Here is a 19,727-nt window from a genome sequence, read left to right on the forward strand (position 1 = left end):
GGCCGTGCTGGAGCCGGGCCTGCCGCCGCTGCCGCGGCGCGTGCGCCGCGCCGCCGTCAAGCCGCGCGCCCAGGGCGGCGCGGCGGTGCAGACGCCCTCGGCCTGAGCCCCGGCGCCGCGGCAAGGCCGGCGGCTTGCTGCAATCCTTCCGGCGCCCCGGACGGCGGGGCCGGCAAGGCGCCGCACGGCGCGTCTGGAAGGGAATGGCGTTCATGAACGTTCTGGTCACTGGAGGCACGGGCTACATCGGCAGCCTCACCAGCGTGCAACTGCTGGCGGCCGGGCAGCGCCCGCTGCTGCTGGACAACCTCAGCAACAGCAAGGCGGCGGTGCTGGATCGCATCGCCCAAGTCGCGGGCACGCGGCCGCGCTTCGTCCAGGGCGACGTGCGCGACCGCGCGCTGCTGGACAAGCTGCTGCGCGAGGAGCGCATCGAGGCCGTCATCCACTTTGCCGGGCTCAAGGCCGTGGGCGAGTCGGTGCAGATGCCGCTGGCCTACTACGACCACAACGTCCACGGCACGCTGGTGCTGCTGGAGGCGCTGCGCGAGGCGGGCGTGCGCACGCTGGTGTTCAGCTCCTCGGCCACGGTCTACGGCGACGCCGGGCAAATGCCGCTGTCGGAAGCCGCGCCCACGGCCGCCACCAACCCCTACGGCCGCAGCAAGCTCATGGTCGAGCAGATCCTGGGCGACCTGGCGGCGTCGGACCCCTCGTGGTCGCTCACCGCGCTGCGCTACTTCAACCCGGTGGGCGCGCACCCCAGCGGCCTCATGGGCGAGGACCCGCAGGGCATTCCCAACAACCTCATGCCCTTCATCGCCCAAGTGGCGGTTGGGCGGCGCGAGAAGCTGCGCGTCTTCGGCAACGACTACCCCACGCCGGACGGCACGGGCGTGCGCGACTACATCCACGTGCTGGACCTGGCCGACGGCCACCTGGCCGCCTTGGAGCACGGCCACGGCCGGGCGGGCCTGCACGTGTTCAACCTGGGCACGGGGCGCGGGCACAGCGTGCTGGAGATGCTGCAGGCCTTCGGCCGCGCCTGCGGCCGCGAGCTGCCTTACGAGCTGGCGCCGCGCCGCCCGGGCGACGTGGCCAACTGCTGGGCCGACCCGGCGCGCGCGCAGCAGGCGCTGGGCTGGCGCGCCCGCCGCGGGCTGGACGAGATGTGCGCCGACACCTGGCGCTGGCAGTCCATGAATCCGCAGGGGTACGCGGCATGAGCGGCGCGGATCCCACCCAGCCGTCGGCGACGGCGGCAGCGGCCTTCGACCCGGCCGAGCACTCGCACCGGCGGCGCAACGCGCTCACCGGGCGCTGGGTGCTGGTGTCGCCGCACCGCGGCAAGCGGCCCTGGCAGGGCCGGCAGGAGGCGCCGGCCGTGGCGGACCTGCCCGCCTACGACCCGGGCTGCTACCTCTGCCCGGGCAACCTGCGCGTGAGCGGCGAGCGCAACCCGGACTACCGCGGCACCTTCGTCTTCACCAACGACCACGCCGCGCTCATGCCCGCGGTGCCGGACGTGCCGCCGGACGCGGCGGGCGACGCCCTCTTCAGCGCCCAGGCCGCGCGCGGCACCAGCCGCGTGCTGTGCTTCTCGCCGGACCACTCGCGCACGCTGCCGCAGATGGACGTGCCCGCCATCGCGCGCGTGGTGGACGCCTGGTGCGAACAAAGCGCCGAGCTGGGCCGCGACTACGCCTGGGTGCAGGTGTTCGAGAACAAGGGCGAGCTCATGGGCTGCTCGCAGCCGCATCCGCACGGGCAGATCTGGGCCACGGACTTCGTCCCGGACGAGCCCGCCACCGAGGACGCGCGCCAGCGCGAGTACTTCGCCGAGCACGGCCGGCCGCTGCTGGCGGACGTGGCCGCGGCCGAGGAGGCCGCCGGCCAGCGCGTGGTGCTGCGCACCGAACACTGGCTGGCCGTGGTGCCCTTTTGGGCGACCTGGCCCTTCGAGACGCTGGTGCTGCCGCGCTTTGCGGTGCAGCGGCTGCCGCAACTGCAGCCGGCGCAGCGTGCGGACCTGGCGCTGCTGCTCAAGCGGCTCACCACGCGCTGCGACAACCTGTTCCGCTGCCCCTTCCCGTACTCCATGGGCTGGCACGGCGCGCCGTTCGACGACCGCGACCCGGCGCCGTGGCAGTTGCACGCGCATTTCTATCCGCCGCTGCTGCGCTCGGCGACGGTGCGCAAGTTCATGGTGGGTTTCGAGATGCTGGCCGAGGCGCAGCGCGACCTCACGCCGGAGCAGGCCGCCGCGCGGCTGCGCGCGCAAAGCGACGTTCACTACCTGGAAGGCGAAGGGCCGGCACCGTAGGCCACGGCGGCCGGCCCTTGCGAAGCGTGCTTGGCCCAGTGTCGAGGCGTGCTAAGGCGTTTGTCCCAGCGCCGGGCTGTCGGCGTGCGCGCCCGCTTCGCCGCGGGCCGGGGCGATGCGCACGCGGCGCGCCGTGTGCGAGGCGCTCAGCCGCGGCCCGCGGCTGAAAAGCTGCTCGCGCAGCGTGCCGCCGGCGTAGCCCTGGGCGTAGCGGCCGCGTTGCTGCAGCTCGGGGACGATCAGCTCCACCACGTCCTGCAGCGTCTCGTGGGCCAGCGCCCAACTGAGGTTGAAGCCGTCCACGCCGGTGGCGTCGGCCCACTGTTCGAGCTGGTCGGCCACCTGCGGCGGCGAGCCGACGATGACCGGCCCGCGCCCGCCCAAGCCGATGAAGCGCGCGGCCTCGCCCACCGTCCATTGCCGCCCGGGCTGGCCCTGGCTGAAGGCGGCCAGCGCGGTGCGCTCGGCGCTGGTGGCCACGGCTTCTATGGGCTCGTCGCGCGGGTGGCGGCTGAAGTCGATGCCGCTCCAGCCGGAGAGCAGGGCCAGCGCGCCTTCGACGTCCACGTGGCGCAGCAGGTCCATGTGCTTGTCCTGCGCCTGCGCGGCGGTGGGCGCGGTGATGACCAGTGCCTGGGTGTAGATGAGCACGTCCTCGCGCGTGCGGCCCGCGGCCGAGAGCGCCTGGCGCACCTGCTCCACCAGGCGGCGCACGACGGCGATGCTTGGGCCGCTGACGAAGATGGCTTCCGCATGCTGTGCCGCCAGCCGCGTGGCGCGCAGCGAGGTGCCGGCCTGCACCTGCAGCAGCGGCGTGCGCTGCGGCGAGGGCTCGCACAGGTGGATGCCGGGCACGTCGAAATGGCGACCGTGGTGGGCGATGGGATGGACCTTGGCCGGGTCCGTATACAGGCCGCCGCTGCGGTCGCGGCGCACGGCGTCGTCTTCCCAGCTTGCTTCCCACAGCTTGTAGACGACCTCCAGGTACTCCTCGGCGATGTCGAAGCGCTCCTCGGCCGTGGGCGGATGGGCCAGGCCCATGTTGCGGTCGGCGCTGTCGAAGCAGCGCGTGGCGATGTTCCAGGCCACGCGCCCGCGCGTGAGGTGGTCCAGCGTCGAGAGGCGGCGGGCGAAGAGGTAGGGATGCTCGTAGGCCAGGGCGCTGGTGACGCCCAGGCCCAGGTGGCGCGTGGCCTGCGCCATGAGCGGGATGAGCGCCAGCGGGTCGTTGACGGGCAGTTGCACGCCGTGGCGCAGCGCGGCTTCGGGACCGGAGGCGTAGACGTCGTTGGCGCCGAGCACGTCGGCGAAGAGCACGCCGTCGAAGACGCCGCGCTCCAGCAATTGCGCCAGCTCCACCCAGTGCCCGGGGTCGGTGTAGCGGTGGGAGAGGTCTCGGGGATGGCGCCAGAGGCCCGGCGCCTGGTGAGATGCCGCGTTCATCTGGAACGCGTTGAAGCGGATGCGGCGCGGCATGGGTTTACGGCTTGAGCAGGCCGCGCGAAGTCATGCAGGGCACGCGGTAGCGGATTTGGGTTGTTGACTGCATTGGAATCTGTACGGATGAGGTGTTGCCACTCTAGGCAGCCGGCCGGGCCGCGACAACGACGCGTTTCGGCGATGAATATGCCTGTGCGCCTTCGGGCAATGCGGGGGCCAAAGCCGGCGTGCAGAGGCCTCTACTTGAAGGGGTTGCGCTCCCGCAGCTCATCCACGTAGTCCTGCATGCCCGCGCCCTCGCGCTCCAGGAAGTCGGCCACGGCGTCGGCGAATCGCGCGTCGGCCAGCCAGTGCGCGGACTGCGTGCGCACCGGCAGCAGCCCGCGCGCCATCTTGTGCTCGCCCTGCGCGCCGCCCTCAAACGCCACGTAGCCGTTTTCGATGCACCAGCGCAGCGGCTGGTAATAGCAGGCGTCGAAGTGCAGGCAGGCCACGGGCTCCACGCTGCCCCAGTAGCGGCCGAAGGCGCGCTTGCGCTCGGGGTCCAGCGCCAGCAGCGAGGCGGCGATCGGCTCGTCACCCCGGCGGGCGACGAAGAGCAGCCAGTGGCGCGGCAGGGTCTGCGCCACCTCGCCGAAGAACTCGCGCTCCAGGTAAGGCATGGAGCCGTGGGCCTGGTAGGTCAGGGTGTAGCAGCGGTAGAAGAAGTCCCAGAGATCTTGGGTGATGGCCGTGCCCTCGTGCACCGTGAAATGCACGCCGGCCTCGGCGACGCGGCGCTGCTCCTGGGCGATCTTCTTGCGCTTTTCACGCTGCAGGCTGCGAAGGAAGTCGTCGAAGCTGGCCCAGGGCGCGTCGGCGGGCTGCGTCCAGTGGAATTGCACGCCCTCGCGCAGCATCCAGCCGGCCTGGGCGAGCGCGGCGGCGTCGGCCTCGTCCATGAACAGCAGGTGGGCGGACGAGAGCTTTTGCTGCCTGGCCAGCGCCAGCACGGCTTGGGCGAGCAGGGCGCGGATGCTGTCGTCGCGCGCCAGCAGCCGCGTGCCGGGCACGGGCGTGAAGGGTACGGCGCCCAGCAGCTTGGGGTAGTAGGCCAGGCCGTGGCGGCGGTAGGCGTCGGCCCAAGCCCAATCGAAGACGTACTCGCCGTAGGAATGGGTCTTGAGATAGAGCGGGGTGCCGCCCACGAGCTCGCCGGCGGCGTTCTCCACCGTCATGAAGCACGGCGCCCAACCCGTGCCGCGCACGGCGGAGCCGGAGCGGTGCAGCGCCAGCAGGTAGGCCGAGGACATGAAGGGCGTGGGCGAGGGTTGGGCTTGCAGCAGTGCGTCCCAGGCGGCGGCGTCGAGCTGCTGCGGGCGCTCCAGCACGCGGATCACGAGGCCGTCGGCGGACGGCGCGGCGGGGGTCTTGACGGGGTTGCGGTCGCGGAAAGAGGCCATGGGGCGGATTCAACCGCAGGGCGAGCAGGCGTGCAGGCTGCCACGGCAGTGCCCCGACGAAAGGCCTGTTGGCGAGCGCTTGTCGGACAGCGCCGGTTGCCAGACGCCTGCCGGCCAGCCGACCCGGCGGCGCCTGTTTCGCCTACAGCGCCATCCCCACGCTGGCCGCGCCGGCCAGCACCAGGCTGGCGCCCCAGACGGCGTCCAGGTCCATCCAGCTGCGCGACAGCGCCCCCAGGCCCAGCCAGCGGTAGACGGCCCAAGCGGCGCCCAGGCCGGCGGCGAACATGGCGCCGGTGTGCACGGCCGCCACCGCCGCGGCCGCCGCGATGCCGGCCGCCGCGGGCAGCGGCGCTTGGGCCGCGGGCATGCACAGGCCCAGCGCGAAGGGCAGCAGCATCAGCCCCGCGCCGTGGGCCGTGGCCATGAGAAAGGACCACAGCGCCACCTGCGTGGGCCGCACGCGGGCCACGCAGCGCGGATGGCGCCGGTTCACCAGCCGCCACGCGCCAAACGCCGCCACCAGCAGCCCGGCGCCGATGCGGATGGGCTGCTGCCACGCCAGCAGGCCGCTGGCCGCCGCGAAGGGCAGCAGCACCACGGCCATGGCCATGAGGTGGCCCGCGGCCAGCGGCAGCAGCGTGCCGAAGAGGGCCGCGGCGCGGTGCGCCATGAGGCCGTTGGCCACCGCCAGCGGCCAGCCCATGGCCGGATTGAGGCCGTGCCAGGCGCCCAGCGCGGCCACGGCCAGCCACAGGGCGGCGCCTTCGGTGGCGGTGTTCAAGCGCTGGGATAACAGAAGGAGTCGGTGGAGCAGTCGCCGCCTTCGAGCCGGATCTGGTGCGCGCCGTAGTCCGCGCCGAAGTCCAGGAGGAAGCGCTCGTCCAGCGTGAGGCCGCCCTCGGCGCCCACGTTGCACAGGGCCATCGCGCCGGGAATGCCGTCCGGGTAGAACTGCATGTCCCAGCGGCTGTAGAGGCCGTTGGTGAAGTAGACGCGTTGTCCGTCGCGGCTGATCTCCGTCATCTGCGGCGCGCCGGCAAAGCGCCGGCCGCTGGGATGCGGCGCACGGGCGGCCATGCCGCCCAAGCGCACGCTGCCCGTGAGCTTGGGCGACATCGGGTCCGTCACGTCGTACTGGCGCAGCTCGCCCGTGCCCCAGCAGGCGGCGTAGAGGAAGCGGTCGTCCAGCGAGAGGTCGATGTCGCTGACCAGCGGCGGCGCGGCGCCAAAGCCCTGCAGCAGCGGCGGCAGCAGCGCCTTGTCGGCCGGCTCCGCCGGGATGGTGGCAGTCTTTCTCGCGTGGAACCGGCCCCCTTCACGCCACCAGGTCCAGATGGAGGCTTCGAGGTTGGTGGTGTCCACCACCACGCCGACGAAGCCGTATTCGCGCGAGGGGTCGTGCGCCGGGCGCACTTCCAGCGGCATCTGGTGGTTGGCGCCCAGGTCTATGGTCTGCAGATGCCGGCGCCCGCGCAGGTCCCAGAAGTGCAGGCGGTGGCCGTAGCGGTTGGACAGCAAGTCCTCGGGGACGATGCCGTTCTCGAACTGCGGCGGGCGGCCCCACTCGCTGCTGACCATCCAGTCACGCGGCAGGTTCCACCAGAAGTCGTAGTGCAGCTCCTGCGGGCCGCGCTCGATTTCCCACTGGCCGCGCAGCTCGAAGCTCTCGCAATCGAGGACGAAGATGCCCGCGGGCCCGTCCGTGCCGTCCTTGCCGCCGCCGCCCAGGGTGCTGATGTAGACGCCCTCCGGTCCGCAGTGCACGGTGTGCGGGCGCGAGTAGCCGGTCTTCCTGAGCACTTCCGCGGGCTCGATGACCTTGGCGATGGTGGGCCGGCGCGGGTCCGGCTCGGTGTCGATGATGTACAGGCGCGAGGAGCGTATGCCCGGCACGACCAGGTAGCGCCGGCGCAGGAAGGCGTGGCCGGAGAGCGGCGACAGCGCCGAGGAACAGGCGTTCCAGCCGAAGTGGTGGAACTCGTCGCCCTGGTAGGGCATGTCCAGCCGGTAAATCAGGCTGCCGTAGCCGGGAGATTGCGGATCGACGTCCACCACGGCGATGGCGTCCGGCCGGCTGGCATCCGGCGACAGCAGCGCGGTGTAGGCGATGCGCTCGCGCGGTGCCTCCATGGCCAGGCGCGGCGAGGGGTGGAAGGTCGGATCGGGGCGCAGCGTTTCAAGCATGGCGGACCTCCAGGGTTTGCTGTGCGCAAAGTCCCCCATGGTCTCCCTGAGGGACGCGCTGTCAAGGCGGCCCGACCAAGCAAGCTCATGCGCAAGGCGCTTCTTGACCATGAAGATGCAAGATCAACCAGTAAGAGGCCTGCCGTGCCTTCGGACATCGAGGCGCCGTTACGATGGCGGGCATGGCATTCGATCTGAAACATGAAGATGTGGCGGCGGCCGGCGACGAGGCCGAGTCCGTGCACGAGGCGCTGCTGTGGCGCGACAACGGCTGGACGGCCAAGGTCGTCAAGAACGAGGAGGACGACGGCTGGGCCGTGGCCATGACGCGCGACGGCGAGTCCGAGCCCGCGCTGGTGGGCCCATGGACCATGGGCCGCGACAAGAAGAACCCCAAGCCGCTGGACGTCAACGCCTTCAACGTGCTGGTGAAGACGGCCAGCGAGGTGCTGCGCCGCGCCGAGCAGCACCGCCATGCGCTGCTGAACAAGAACGTCACCGTCAGCGGCGAGGACGGCACGGTGACCGTGGCGCTGGAGATCGTCCCGGACGAATACGAGCCCTATGCCGTGCTGTCGGCGCGCGACGCCTTCGGCGAGGAGCTCGCCAGCGTGCGCGTGCGGCCTGACTTCAAGTTGAACTCGGCCAGCGCCTCGGCCTGGGTCGAAGGCGGTTTTACAAAGCCGCGTTGAGGCTGCGTCGTTTTGCGAGCCCCAAAGCGAAGCGGCCGGTGCTGGGAGGCACCGGCCGCTTTGTCGTTTTGGTTGGTCGTCCGGCGAACCGGATGCTTCTCAAGTGAGCTTCAGTCCCTGGCTGCAGCCAGCGTCTTGTTCAGCCGCAGCGCCAGCAGCGTGCAGATCGTGCCGGAGAGCAGGTAGAAGCTGACCGCGCCCAGGCCGAAGCGCTCCGACAGGCCCAGTGCCACCAGCGGGGCGAAGGCCGCGCCGATGAGCCAGGCCGTGTCGGCCGTCAGCGCCGCGCCGGTGTAGCGGAACTGGGGCAGGAAGTTGGAGGTCACCGACCCCGACGACTGGCCGTAGGACAGGCCCAGCAGGACGAAGCCCACGAGGACGAAGGCGGCCTGGCCCTTGGCGTCGCCGCCCAGCAGGAAGGGCGCGGCGAAGCCGAAGATACCGATCAGCACCGCCAGCGTGCCCAGCGTGCTGCGCCGGCCGATGCGGTTGGCGATGAGGCCGGACACCGGCATGGCCGCAGCGGCCAGCAGCGCGCCGACGATCTGCACCTCCAGGAAGTTGCCAATGGACTCCTGCGTGCGCAGCATGATCCATGACAGCGGGAACACCGTGACGATGTGGAAGAGGGCGAAGCTTGCCAGCGCCGCGAAGGCGCCGATGAAGATGTTGGCGCCCTGGCCCTGGCCGCTGCTGGCCAGGTCGCGCACGCGGCAAGGCTCCAGCTCATGCGCCTGCAGCGCGCTCTCGTACTCGTGCGTCACCACCAGGCGCAGCCGCGCGAACGTGGCCACCACGTTGATCGCGAAGGCCACGTAGAAGGGGAAGCGCCAGCCCCATTCCACGAAGTCCTGCGTCGAGAGGTTGTTCCACAGAAAGGCGAAGAGGCTGGCGGCGATGAGAAAGCCCAGCGGCGCGCCCAACTGCCCAAGCATCGCGTACCAGCCGCGGCGGTTCTCAGGCGCGTTGATGGCCAGCAGCGAGGGCAGGCCGTCCCAGGTCGCGCCCAGCGCGATGCCCTGCATCACGCGGAACACCGCCAGCAGGATCACGGCCGACATGCCCAGGCGCTGGAAGTCCGGCAGGAAGGCGATGCCCGCCGTGGCCGTGCCCAGCAGCAGCATGGCCGCGCCCAGCTTGTAGCTGCGGCCAAAGCGCCGCTGTATGGCCATGCCCAGCAGCGTGCCCAGCGGCCGCACCACGAAGGCCAGGGAGAACACCGTGAACCCGTAAAGCGTACCGACCAGGCGGTTCTCGGCGAACGGAAAGTACACGGCCGGGAAGGCCAGCACGCACGCCAGGCCGAAGACGAAGAAGTCGAAATATTCCGACGCCCGCCCAACCACCACCCCGACGGCGATGTCGCCTGGCGCCACGCCGGTGTGGTCCGGTGTCGCATTCCCGGGTTTGCCGCTGAAGCCCTGAGGCGGGATCGGCGGTTGCTGCGGCCGCAAAAGCGGGTTCATGGATGGGGCTGCGGTATGTGTCATGGCGCAAAGATGAGTGACCGTGCTGGGACAATATGTCCAATCGTTGACCCACATCAAGCAGGCTACATTCCCGCGCGTTGCGCAAAAGCCTCCCCGGCGCCCGCCTGGAAGTTCTCGATGACCACCAAGCTCCCTCACCGTACCACCCCGCGGCTTGCCGCGCTCTCGCTGTTAGCCCTGATGCTGGGCGGCTGCAACATGGTGGTGTTGCACCCCTCCGGCGACATCGCCTCGCAGCAGGCGGACCTTGTCCGCACGGCGACCTACCTGATGCTGCTGATCATCGTCCCGGTGATCGCGCTGACGCTGCTGTTCGCCTGGCGCTACCGCGCCAAGGCCCAGGCGGCGTATACGCCCGACTGGGACCACTCCACGCGGCTGGAACTGGTGATCTGGGGCGCGCCGCTGCTCATCATCATCGCGCTGGGCGCGGTGACCTGGATCAGCACCCACAAGCTCGATCCCTTCCGCCCGCTGGAGCGCATCGACGCGCAGCGCCCGCTGCCCGCGGACCACAAGCCGCTGGTGGTGCAGGTCGTGGCGCTGGACTGGAAGTGGCTCTTCATCTACCCCGAGCAGGGCGTGGCCACGGTCAATGAGCTGGCGGCCCCGGTGGACCGGCCCATTCGCTTCCACATCAGCTCCTCCACGGTGATGAACACCTTCTACGTGCCGGCGCTGGCGGGAATGATCTACGCCATGCCCGGCATGGAGAGCCAGCTCCACGCCGTGATCAACCAGCCCGGCGAGTACCAGGGCCTGTCGGCCAACTACAGCGGCGACGGCTTCTCTTATATGCGCTTCAAGTTCCACGGCCTGTCGGACGCCGACTTCAACGCCTGGGTCGAGCGCAACCGCAGCGAAGGCAAGGGCCAGGTGCTCAACCGCGAGACCTACCTGAAGCTGGAGCAGCCCAGCGAGCGCGAGCCCGTGCGCCGCTTCGGCCAGGTCGAGGCCAAGCTCTTCGACGCCGTGGTGGGCCGCTGCGTGGACAGCGCCAAGATGTGCATGCACCAGATGATGGCCATCGACGCTGCCGGCGGCGGCGGCAAGGGCGGCATCGCCGGCGTCACGCAGCGCTCCTGGCGCGATGGCGAGCGCACCGCCGTGGCCTCCCTGTGCACCGCCACCAACCTCTATGGCCAAGCCGATCCGCTGCGCGACATCGCCACCGCGCAGCCCTGAAGCAGCGCTCCCTCAAGACCACAAGACGCGACGAAGCTTCCCGCTTTTTCAGGAAGACCCCAGATGACTGCTGATCCAAGAGAAGAGGCCGGGCTGCTGCTCGGCCGCCTGGGCTGGGATGACATTCCCCTGCACGAACCCATCCTGCTGGCCACCTTTGCCGCCGTCGTCCTCGGCGGCCTGGTGGTCATGCTGGCGATGACGAAATACCGCCTGTGGGGCCCGCTGTGGCGTGACTGGGTCACCAGCATCGACCACAAGAAGATCGGCATCATGTACATGATCCTGGGCGTGGTGATGCTGCTTCGCGGCTTTGCCGACGCCCTGATGATGCGCACGCACCAGGCCATGTCCTTCGGCGACAGCATGGGCTACCTGCCGCCGCACCACTACGACCAGGTGTTCACGGCGCACGGCGTGATCATGATCTTCTTCGTGGCGATGCCCTTCGTCACCGGGTTCATGAACTACGTGGTGCCGCTGCAGATCGGCGCGCGCGACGTGGCCTTCCCCTTCCTGAACAACTTCAGCTTCTGGATGACCGCCGGCGGCGCGGGCCTGATCATGGCCTCGCTGTTCGTGGGCGAATTCGCCCGCACCGGCTGGCTGGCCTTCCCGCCGCTGTCGGGCATAGACGCCAGTCCGGGCGTGGGGGTGGACTACTACCTCTGGGCCTTGCAGGTGGCCGGCGTAGGGACAACGCTATCGGGCATCAACCTGATCGCCACCATCGTCAAGATGCGCGCGCCGGGCATGACGCTGATGAAGATGCCCATCTTCACCTGGACGTCGCTGTGCACCAACGTCCTCATCGTGGTCTCCTTCCCCGTGCTGACCGCGACGCTGGCGCTGCTGACCCTGGACCGTTACGTGGGCACCAACTTCTTCACGAACGATCTGGGCGGCAACCCCATGATGTACGTGAACCTGATCTGGATCTGGGGCCACCCCGAGGTCTACATCCTGGTGCTGCCGGCCTTCGGCATCTTCTCCGAAGTCACGGCCACGTTCTGCCGCAAGAAGCTCTTCGGCTACGCCTCCATGGTGTACGCCACCGTGGTGATCACGGTGCTGTCCTACCTGGTGTGGCTGCACCACTTCTTCACCATGGGGTCGGGCGCCAGCGTCAACTCGTTCTTCGGCATCACCACGATGATCATCTCGATCCCGACAGGGGCCAAGATCTTCAACTGGCTGTTCACGATGTACCGCGGGCGCATCACCTTCGAGCTGCCGATGATGTGGACGGTGGCCTTCATGATCACCTTCGTGATCGGCGGCATGACGGGCGTGCTGCTGGCCGTGCCGCCGGCGGACTTCGTGCTGCACAACAGCCTGTTCCTGATCGCGCACTTCCACAACGTGATCATCGGCGGCGTGGTGTTCGCCGTGTTTGCAGGCATCAACTACTGGTTCCCCAAGGCCTTCGGCTTCAAGCTCAACCAGTTCTGGGGCAAGGTCTCGTTCTGGTGCTGGTCCATCGGCTTCTGGGTGGCCTTCATCCCGCCTTACGTGCTGGGCCTCATGGGCGTGACGCGCCGCATGAGCCACTTCGACGACCCGACGCAGCGCCCCTGGTTCATCGTCTCGGCCTTGGGCACCATCATGATCGCCGCCGGCATCGGCGCCTTCATCCTGCAGATCGCCGTGAGCATCTACAAGCGCAAGGAACTGCGCGACGCCACGGGCGACGCCTGGGACGCGCGCACGCTGGAGTGGTCCACGTCGTCGCCCCCGCCGGCCTACAACTTCGCCTTCACCCCCGTGGTGCATGAGCAGGACGCCTGGTACGACATGAAGCAGCGCGGCTTCAAGCGCCCGGTGGAAGCCTTCCAGGCCATCCACATGCCCTCCAACACCGCCGCGGGCTTCGTGATCGCCATGCTCTCCACGGTGCTGGGCTTCGCGCTGATCTGGCACATGTGGCTGGTCGCCGGCGTGGCCTTCGCCGCCGTCGTGCTGTCCTCCATCGTCCACACCTTCAACTACAAGCGCGACTACTACATCCCGGCCGAGGAAGTGGCCCGCACCGAAGCCGAGCGCACCCGTGCCCTGACGGCCATCGAGGCAGGCCAGGCCGACCGGTCCCAAGCCGGCCTGAACCGTCCGGCCACCGCCTGAGGCCTGTACGGCACGGAACACACGACCACCATGCAAAGCCACTCCTCTACCTTGACCCCCGGCCTGGGCGGCGGCGCCCCCGTGGGCGTCGGTACCGACCAATCGCCGCGCTTCTACGACGACGGCACGCACCACCCCGAGCAGGGCACGCTGCTGGGTTTCTGGCTGTACCTGATGAGCGACAGCCTGATCTTCGCCGTGCTGTTCGCCGTGTACGCGGTGCAGGGCCGGGCCTATGCCGCCGGCCCCTCCGGCGCGGACCTGTTCGACCTCAAGCTCGTGGGCGTGAACACGGCGCTGCTGCTGCTGTCGTCCATCACCTACGGCTTCGCGATGATCTCCATGCAGAACCGCCGCAAGGGCGGCGTGCTGATGTGGCTGGCCATCACGGGGCTGCTGGGCCTGGGCTTCCTGGGCATCGAGCTCTACGAGTTCCAGCACCTCATCCACGAGGGCGCGGGCCCGCAGCGCAGCGCCTTCCTGTCCTCCTTCTTCGCGCTGGTGGGCACGCACGGCCTGCACGTGACCTTCGGCACCATCTGGCTGGTCACGCTGATGTTCCAGGTGGGCAAGTCGGGCCTCATCCCCGCCAACCGCCGCCGCCTCATCTGCCTGTCCATGTTCTGGCACTTCCTGGACGTGATCTGGATCGGCGTCTTCACCTTTGTTTACCTGATGGGAGTGCTGCCGTGAGCCAGGCGCATACGCAACCGCACAACGACCTGGGCCACGACCACGTGCACGACCACGGCCACGATGACCATGGCGACGACGGCTACCACGCCACCGTCGGCGGCTACGTCAAGGGCTTCATCCTGGCCGTCCTCCTCACCGTCATCCCGTTCTGGCTGGTGATGGGCAAGGTGTTCCAGTCGCCCACCACGACGACGCTGGTCCTCCTGGCCTTCGCCGCGGTGCAGATCGTGGTCCACATGGTCTACTTCCTGCACCTGAATTCGAAGGCGGAAGGCGGCTGGACCATGCTGTCGCTGATCTTCACCGTGGTGCTGCTGGTGATCATGCTGGTGGGCTCTATCTGGGTCATGTTCCACCTGAACACCAACCTCATGGACATGCCCAGACACGAGACCACGCAGAACCCCTGACGTGACGCGGGAAGACGCTTCTCTCCCTCGTGGGCCGCGCAGCCGCGGCGCCCTGGTGGCGCTGATGGCGGGCGCGGCCCTGTTGCTTGCGGGTTTCCTGGCGCTGGGGACCTGGCAGGTGCAGCGCCTGGCCTGGAAGCGCGAGCTCATCGCCCGCGTCGAGCAGCGGCTGCAGGCCGCGCCCGTGCCGGCGCCGGGCCCAAGCGACTGGCCCACGCTCAACCGCGAGGACTACGAGTACCGCCGCGTCGGCGTGCGCGGCACCTACGCCCACGAGCTGGAAACACTGGTGCGCGCCAGTACCGAGCTGGGCACGGGCTACTGGGTGCTCACCCCGCTGCGCACCGAGCGCGGCTACTGGCTGCTGGTCAACCGCGGCTTCATTCCACCGGAAATGCGCGCGAGCGAAGTGCGGGGCCCCGAGCCGCAGGGCGAGCAAACCGTTGCCGGCCTGCTGCGCCTGTCCGAACCCGAAGGCAGCCTGCTGCAGAAGAACGCGCCGGCTGAAGCGCGCTGGTACTCGCGCGACGTGGCCGCCATCGCCGCCGCGCGTGACCTGGGCGGCGTTGGGCGCACCGGCGCCGTGGCGCCATACTTCGTGGACGCCTCCACCGCCCCCGGCGCCCCGGCCGACGCCTGGCCGCGCGCGGGCCTCACCGTTGTGAAGTTCAGCAACAACCACCTCTCCTACGCCATCACCTGGTACGCGCTGGCGGCCATGGTGGCCGCGGCCGCCCTCTACCTGCTGCGCTGCGAGCGCCGGTTGCGCGACGCGCACGCCCCAGCGGCTTCCGCCCTGCACCGTGGCGGCGACTGAGGGGCCGCTGCCGGCGCCCGTGGCCGCGGCGGACACGGAGGCCGGGCAGGCCGACGCCGGACGCGCCGAGCACCTGGCCGGGCGCAAGAACCTCGTGCAGCTCGTGCAGCTGCGCTGGCTGGCCGTGGGCGGGCAACTGCTCACCATCCTGGCCGTGCGCTACGTGCTGGGCCTGCGGCTGCCCTTGGGCGAGATGCTGGCGCTGCTGGGCGCGCTGGCGTTCTTCAACGTGGTGAGCGCCGTGCGCAGCCGCGCCGCGCACAACGTGGACGACAAGGAGCTCTTTGCCGGGCTGCTGGTGGACGTCACCGTGCTCTCCGGCCAGCTCTACTACAGCGGCGGCGTCACCAACCCCTTCATCTTCCTGTTCCTGCTGCAGGTGGTGGTGGCCACCGTGCTGCTCAAGCCGCGCTACAGCTGGGCCATGGTGCTGCTCACCGGTGGCTGCTTCGTCGCGCTCACGCAGTGGCACCGCCCGCTGGACCTGCCCGGGCTGGAGCAGGCCCTGTCCGTGCACTACGTGGGCGGGCTGCTGCTGTGCTTCGCGCTGGTGGCCTCGCTGCTGGTGCTGTTTGTGGGCCGCATAGAGCGCAACCTGCGCCAGCGCGACGAGCGGCTGGCCAACCTGCGCCAGCGCGCGGCCGAGGAGGAGCACATCGTGCGCATCGGCCTGCTGGCCTCCGGCGCCGCGCACGAGCTGGGCACGCCGCTGGCCACGCTGTCGGTCATCCTGGGCGACTGGTCGCGCATGGCCGTGTTTGCCGGTGAGCCGGAGCTGCGCGAGGAGATCGAGGAGATGCAGGTGCAGATACAGCGCTGCAAGCGCATCGTCAGCGGCATCCTGCTCGCCGCGGGCGAGACGCGCGGCGAGGCGCCGGTGGAAACCACGCTGCACGCCTTCCTGGACGACTTCGTGGCCCAGTGGCGGCGCACCCGCCCCGCGCCCGGCCTGGACTACCGGCGCGAAGGCGTGCCGGACCTGCTCATCGTTTCCGACACCGCGCTGCAGCAAATGATAGGCAACGTGCTGGACAACGCCCTGGAGGCCGCACCCGGCGCCGAGCCCACGCTGTGGGTGCAGTGCGAGGACGACGAGCTGCTGCTGCGCGTGCTCGACCGCGGCCCCGGCTTTGCGCGCGAGATGCTCGCGCAACTGGGCAAGCCCTACCAATCCAGCAAGGGCCGCCCCGGCGGCGGCCTGGGCCTCTTTCTTTCCGTCAACGTCGCGCGCCTGTTGGGCGGGCGGCTGCAGGCGCGCAACCGCGACGGCGGCGGCGCCGAGGTGATCATCCGATTGCCCCTTGCGGCTTTGGCCCTGCGTGAACAATCCGGCCATGGACACTGAACGCCAACTCCTGATCGTCGAGGACGACGCGGCCTTTGCCCGCACGCTCTACCGCTCCTTCGAACGCCGCGGCTACCGGGTGGTGCGCGCGTCCAGCCTGGCCGAGGTGCAAACCGTGCTGCAGGCCGAGCGCCCCGGCTACGCCGTGGTGGACTTGAAGCTCAGCGGCGGCGCCTCCGGGCTGGCCTGCGTGCAGTACCTGCACGAGCAGGACCCGGACATGGTCATCGTCGTCCTCACCGGCTACGCCAGCATCGCCACCGCCGTGGAGGCCATCAAGCTCGGCGCGCGCCACTACCTGGCCAAGCCCGCCAACACCGACGACATCGAGACCGCCTTCGGCCGCGACCAGGGCAACGCCGACGTGGAGCTCACCGCCCGCGCCACCTCGCTCAAGACGCTGGAGTGGGAGCGCATCCACGAGACGCTGGCCGACACCGGCTTCAACATCTCCGAGACCGCCCGCCGCCTGGGCCTGCACCGGCGCACCCTCACGCGCAAGCTGGAAAAGCAGCGCGTGAAGTAGGCGCGGCGCGCCGCAGGGGCCGCGGCGGCTGGGATACTTCCAGCCCTGGCCGCCTTGCGGCCGCCCCCCACTTGAACCGCGCCCGCCCAAAAAGCGCGCCGGCGCCTGAAAGGATTCACCGATGCCGCTGTACCGCCTGGGCGACAAGGCCCCCTGCGTTGACGCCACCGCCTTCGTCGCCCCCGACGCCACGCTGGTGGGCGACGTGCAGCTCGGCCCGCAGGCCAGCGTGTGGTTCCAGGCCGTGGCCCGCGGCGACAACGAGCCCATTCGCATAGGCGCATCGTCCAACGTGCAGGAAGGCGCCGTCCTGCACGCGGACCCCGGTTATCCGCTCACCATCGGCGAGCGCGTCACCGTCGGCCACCAGGCCATGCTGCACGGCTGCACCATTGGCGAGGGCTCGCTCATAGGCATACAGGCGGTGGTGCTCAACGGCGCCAGAATCGGCAAGCAGTGCCTGGTGGGCGCGGGCGCCATCGTCACCGAGGGCAAGGAGTTTCCGGACCGCAGCCTCATCCTGGGCGCGCCGGCCAGGGTGGTGCGCCAGCTCAGCGACGAGGACGTCGCCCGCCTGGAGCGCGCCGCCGCCGTCTACGTGGACCGGGGCGCCCAATTCGCCACGCAACTGGAGCGCGTGGGCTGATCCACCGCCGCGGCGGCCGGCTCCGAAGCCGCCACGTTTTTGGGTCAACCCGGGAATGATGCCGGTTGCCCAGGGGTGAGCCCGCGGTTTGCTCCCGGCAGGGCGTCGCCCCACTCCACGCCGCCCTCCCCATGGCCGCAGCCCAGGCCAGCAGCTCCTTGGACGCCACCGCCGCCGCGCCGCTGGCCGCCGAACCGCGGCGCGACGCCGTGGTGCTGCTCCTGGGCGCCCTCGTCATCCTGGCGCTGAGCGTTTCCGCCGCGCTGGTGCTGTGGCGCAGCCGTGCCGACAACCTGCGCACCTGGGAGCGCACCCTGGGCCACTTTTCGGCCACCGTGGCCGAGCACGCCTCCCAAACTTTCCGCACGGCTGACTTCGTCCTGGACCGCGTGGTGGACCGCGTGGAGTCCGAACACCTGCACAGCGACGCCGAGCTGCGCAGCGCCTTCGGCTCGCGCGCCATGCACGAGCTGCTGCGCGAGCGCGCCGACGACACGCCGCTGCTGGACGCGCTGCTGCTGGTGGCCCTGGACGGCAGCGTGGTCAATGCCGCGCGCGTGTACCCCAGCACGCACCTGAGCGTGGCCGACCGCGACTACTTCCGCGCCCACCAGGCCGATCCCATGCTGGAGCGCTACATCTCCGAGCCGCTGCCCAGCCGCGCCAGCGGGCGCTGGGACATCTTCATGGCGCGCAAGATCCACGGCGCCGACGGGCGGCTGCTCGGCCTGGCCGTGGTCGGCCTGCAGGTGGGCTACTTCGAGCGCTTTTACGGCGGCATCCGGTTGGGTGAAGCCGAAGGCGCGGCGTTGCTGCTGCGCAGCGACGGCGTGCTGCTGGCCCGCCATCCGCCCAACGCCGAGATGCTGGGCCGCTCCTACCGCAACTCGCCGGGCATGAGGGCGCTGGCCGAGGCCATGGCGCGCGGCGAACAGGCGGCCACGGTGCGCACCAGCGCGGCACGGCTGTCCAACCCGGCGGACACGCAGCCGCGCCTGTCCTGCTCCCATGCCGTGGCGGGATTCCCGCTGGTGGTCAGCGTCACCGCCACCGAATCGCTGCTGCTGCGCGACTGGCGCCGCACCGCCTGGTTCATCGGCGTGACCACGCTGGCGCTGGACGCCCTCGTCGCCGCCCTGGTGCTGTGGATCTTTCGCCTGCTGCGCCGGCGCCGCGCCGCGCTGGGCCAGCTCGACGCCGCACGCAGCGCGGCCGAGTCCGCCAGCCGCGTGAAGTCGCAGTTCCTGGCCAACATGAGCCACGAGATCCGCACCCCGCTGCACGGCATGCTGGGCATGGCGCGCCAGCTCCTGGCCGCGCCGCTGCCGCCGGCGCAATTGCAGCAGGCGCAGGTGATCGAGCGCTCCGGGCGGCTGCTGCTGGGCGTCATAGACGACGTGCTGGACTTCTCCCGCATCGAGGCCGGCCGCATGGAGATGGAGCGCTCGCCCTTTGACCTCGTGCACCTGGTGCGCGACTGCATCGCGCTCTACCAGGCGCAGGCCCAGGCCAAGGGCCTGGCCTTGCGGCTGGAGATGGCGCCGCCGGCCGAGGCCGCCGGCCACGGCCCCGTGTTGGGCGACCCGCTGCGGCTGTCGCAGGTGCTCAACAACCTGCTGTCCAACGCCATCAAGTTCACCGGCATGGGCAGCGTGGTGCTGCGCGTGCAGCCGCGCGCCGAAGGCCACTGGCGCCTGGCCGTGGCCGACACCGGCATGGGCCTGGACGAGGCCGAGCAGCAGCGCATCTTCCAGCCCTTCATGCAAAGCGACAGCTCCACCACGCGGCGCTTCGGCGGCAGCGGCCTGGGGCTGGCCATCGCGCGCAGCCTGGTGCAGTTGCAGGGTGGCGAGCTGGGCGTGAACAGCCGCTTGGGCGAGGGCTCGGAGTTCTGGTTCACCCTCCCGCTGCCGCCGGCCCCGGCTGCCGCAGCCATGCCGACGCCCAAGCCGGTCCACGCCGGCGAGCTGTCCGGCCGCCGCGCGCTGGTGGCCGAGGACAACGAGGTCAACATGGAGCTGGCCTGCGCCATCCTGGAAGGACTGGGGATGGACGCCGACCGCGCCGCCGACGGCGTGCAGGCCGTGGAAGCCTTCGAGAAGACGCGGCCCGCCGTGGTGCTCATGGACATGCACATGCCCCTGCTCGACGGCTTGGGCGCCGCCCGCTGCATACGCACGCTGGAACAGGAGCAAGGCCTGCCGCGCACGCCCATCCTGGCGCTCACCGCCAGCGCCCTGGCCGACGACCGCCGCCTCTGCCTCGAAGCCGGCATGGACGCCGTGCTGGTGAAACCCTTCGACATGGACCAGTTGCGCATGCTGCTGCATCGCCATCTTTCGCTTTCCGATCCGCACGACGGGTAAACCCCAAAGGTAATTTGCCGCCTCTTGCCTACAGTGCTTGT

General features: G+C 70.2%; 17 protein-coding genes. 12 read left to right on the forward strand and 5 right to left on the reverse strand.

What is annotated here, in order from left to right; all coding sequences use genetic code 11:
* Positions 1-203: 203 nt before the first annotated feature.
* Together galE and ALA01S_RS20100 are read left to right on the forward strand one after the other, a co-directional pair.
* On the forward strand, positions 204-1,226 hold the full coding sequence (gene galE / locus ALA01S_RS20095; RefSeq protein ID WP_218011502.1) for a UDP-glucose 4-epimerase GalE: 1,023 nt from the start codon (positions 204-206) through the stop codon (positions 1,224-1,226).
* Positions 1,223-2,323, forward strand: coding sequence for a UDP-glucose--hexose-1-phosphate uridylyltransferase (locus ALA01S_RS20100; protein WP_066340111.1), 1,101 nt, complete (start codon positions 1,223-1,225; stop codon positions 2,321-2,323). The genes galE and ALA01S_RS20100 overlap by 4 nt, the downstream gene beginning before the upstream one ends.
* 51 nt (positions 2,324-2,374) lie before the next feature.
* Here ALA01S_RS20100 and ALA01S_RS20105 read toward each other — a convergent pair whose 3' ends face one another.
* The 4 genes from ALA01S_RS20105 to ALA01S_RS20120 all read right to left on the reverse strand — a co-directional run bounded on the left by ALA01S_RS20105 (position 2,375) and on the right by ALA01S_RS20120 (position 7,392).
* Complete coding sequence (locus ALA01S_RS20105) at positions 2,375-3,799, reverse strand: LLM class flavin-dependent oxidoreductase (protein ID WP_066340113.1); 1,425 nt, start codon at positions 3,797-3,799, stop codon at positions 2,375-2,377.
* A gap of 203 nt (positions 3,800-4,002) precedes the next feature.
* On the reverse strand, positions 4,003-5,205 hold the full coding sequence (locus ALA01S_RS20110; protein WP_084267748.1) for a GNAT family N-acetyltransferase: 1,203 nt from the start codon (positions 5,203-5,205) through the stop codon (positions 4,003-4,005).
* Positions 5,206-5,347: 142 nt separating this feature from the next.
* A complete protein-coding gene (locus tag ALA01S_RS20115) occupies positions 5,348-5,989 on the reverse strand; it encodes a hypothetical protein (protein ID WP_066340115.1) in 642 nt (213 codons plus the stop codon).
* Entirely contained in the window at positions 5,986-7,392 is a 1,407-nt protein-coding gene (locus ALA01S_RS20120) for a selenium-binding protein SBP56-related protein (RefSeq protein ID WP_066340118.1), read from the reverse strand. Before ALA01S_RS20120 ends, ALA01S_RS20115 begins: the two co-directional genes overlap by 4 nt.
* A gap of 182 nt (positions 7,393-7,574) precedes the next feature.
* On the opposite strand from ALA01S_RS20120, the gene ALA01S_RS20125 reads away from it, so the two are divergent.
* A complete protein-coding gene (locus ALA01S_RS20125; protein WP_066340182.1) occupies positions 7,575-8,084 on the forward strand; it encodes a hypothetical protein in 510 nt (169 codons plus the stop codon).
* Between the two features lie 110 nt (positions 8,085-8,194).
* On the opposite strand, the gene ALA01S_RS20130 is transcribed toward ALA01S_RS20125, so the two are convergent.
* Positions 8,195-9,550 (reverse strand): MFS transporter, encoded by a 1,356-nt coding sequence (locus ALA01S_RS20130; RefSeq protein WP_084267749.1) that lies wholly within the window; start codon positions 9,548-9,550, stop codon positions 8,195-8,197.
* Between the two features lie 141 nt (positions 9,551-9,691).
* On the opposite strand from ALA01S_RS20130, the gene cyoA reads away from it, so the two are divergent.
* The 9 genes from cyoA (at position 9,692) to ALA01S_RS20175 (ending at position 19,686) form a co-directional block, all read left to right on the forward strand.
* Complete coding sequence (gene cyoA, locus ALA01S_RS20135) at positions 9,692-10,759, forward strand: ubiquinol oxidase subunit II (protein ID WP_084267750.1); 1,068 nt, start codon at positions 9,692-9,694, stop codon at positions 10,757-10,759.
* A 63-nt stretch (positions 10,760-10,822) separates the two neighbouring features.
* Entirely contained in the window at positions 10,823-12,880 is a 2,058-nt protein-coding gene (cyoB, locus tag ALA01S_RS20140) for a cytochrome o ubiquinol oxidase subunit I (protein WP_066340123.1), read from the forward strand.
* Between the two features lie 30 nt (positions 12,881-12,910).
* On the forward strand, positions 12,911-13,573 hold the full coding sequence (gene cyoC, locus ALA01S_RS20145) for a cytochrome o ubiquinol oxidase subunit III (protein ID WP_084267751.1): 663 nt from the start codon (positions 12,911-12,913) through the stop codon (positions 13,571-13,573).
* The gene (cyoD, locus tag ALA01S_RS20150; RefSeq protein WP_066340125.1) at positions 13,570-13,986 is read left to right on the forward strand and encodes a cytochrome o ubiquinol oxidase subunit IV; all 417 of its coding nucleotides are present in this window, start codon (positions 13,570-13,572) and stop codon (positions 13,984-13,986) included. Before cyoC ends, cyoD begins: the two co-directional genes overlap by 4 nt.
* 1 nt (position 13,987) lies before the next feature.
* Positions 13,988-14,803 carry an SURF1 family protein gene (locus tag ALA01S_RS20155; RefSeq protein ID WP_307189684.1) on the forward strand — a complete coding sequence of 272 codons (816 nt, stop codon included), beginning with the start codon at positions 13,988-13,990 and terminating at the stop codon, positions 14,801-14,803.
* Positions 14,790-16,148, forward strand: coding sequence for an ATP-binding protein (locus ALA01S_RS20160; RefSeq protein ID WP_238455867.1), 1,359 nt, complete (start codon positions 14,790-14,792; stop codon positions 16,146-16,148). Before ALA01S_RS20155 ends, ALA01S_RS20160 begins: the two co-directional genes overlap by 14 nt.
* On the forward strand, positions 16,138-16,674 hold the full coding sequence (locus ALA01S_RS20165) for a response regulator transcription factor (protein WP_066340128.1): 537 nt from the start codon (positions 16,138-16,140) through the stop codon (positions 16,672-16,674). Before ALA01S_RS20160 ends, ALA01S_RS20165 begins: the two co-directional genes overlap by 11 nt.
* Before the next feature lie 121 nt (positions 16,675-16,795).
* Complete coding sequence (locus tag ALA01S_RS20170; protein ID WP_066340131.1) at positions 16,796-17,320, forward strand: gamma carbonic anhydrase family protein; 525 nt, start codon at positions 16,796-16,798, stop codon at positions 17,318-17,320.
* Positions 17,321-17,451: 131 nt separating this feature from the next.
* Positions 17,452-19,686, forward strand: coding sequence for a hybrid sensor histidine kinase/response regulator (locus tag ALA01S_RS20175; RefSeq protein ID WP_066340135.1), 2,235 nt, complete (start codon positions 17,452-17,454; stop codon positions 19,684-19,686).
* The last annotated feature ends 41 nt before the right edge of the window (positions 19,687-19,727 follow it).

The organism is Azohydromonas lata NBRC 102462, from assembly GCF_001571085.1.
Taxonomy (GTDB): domain Bacteria; phylum Pseudomonadota; class Gammaproteobacteria; order Burkholderiales; family Burkholderiaceae_C; genus Azohydromonas; species Azohydromonas lata.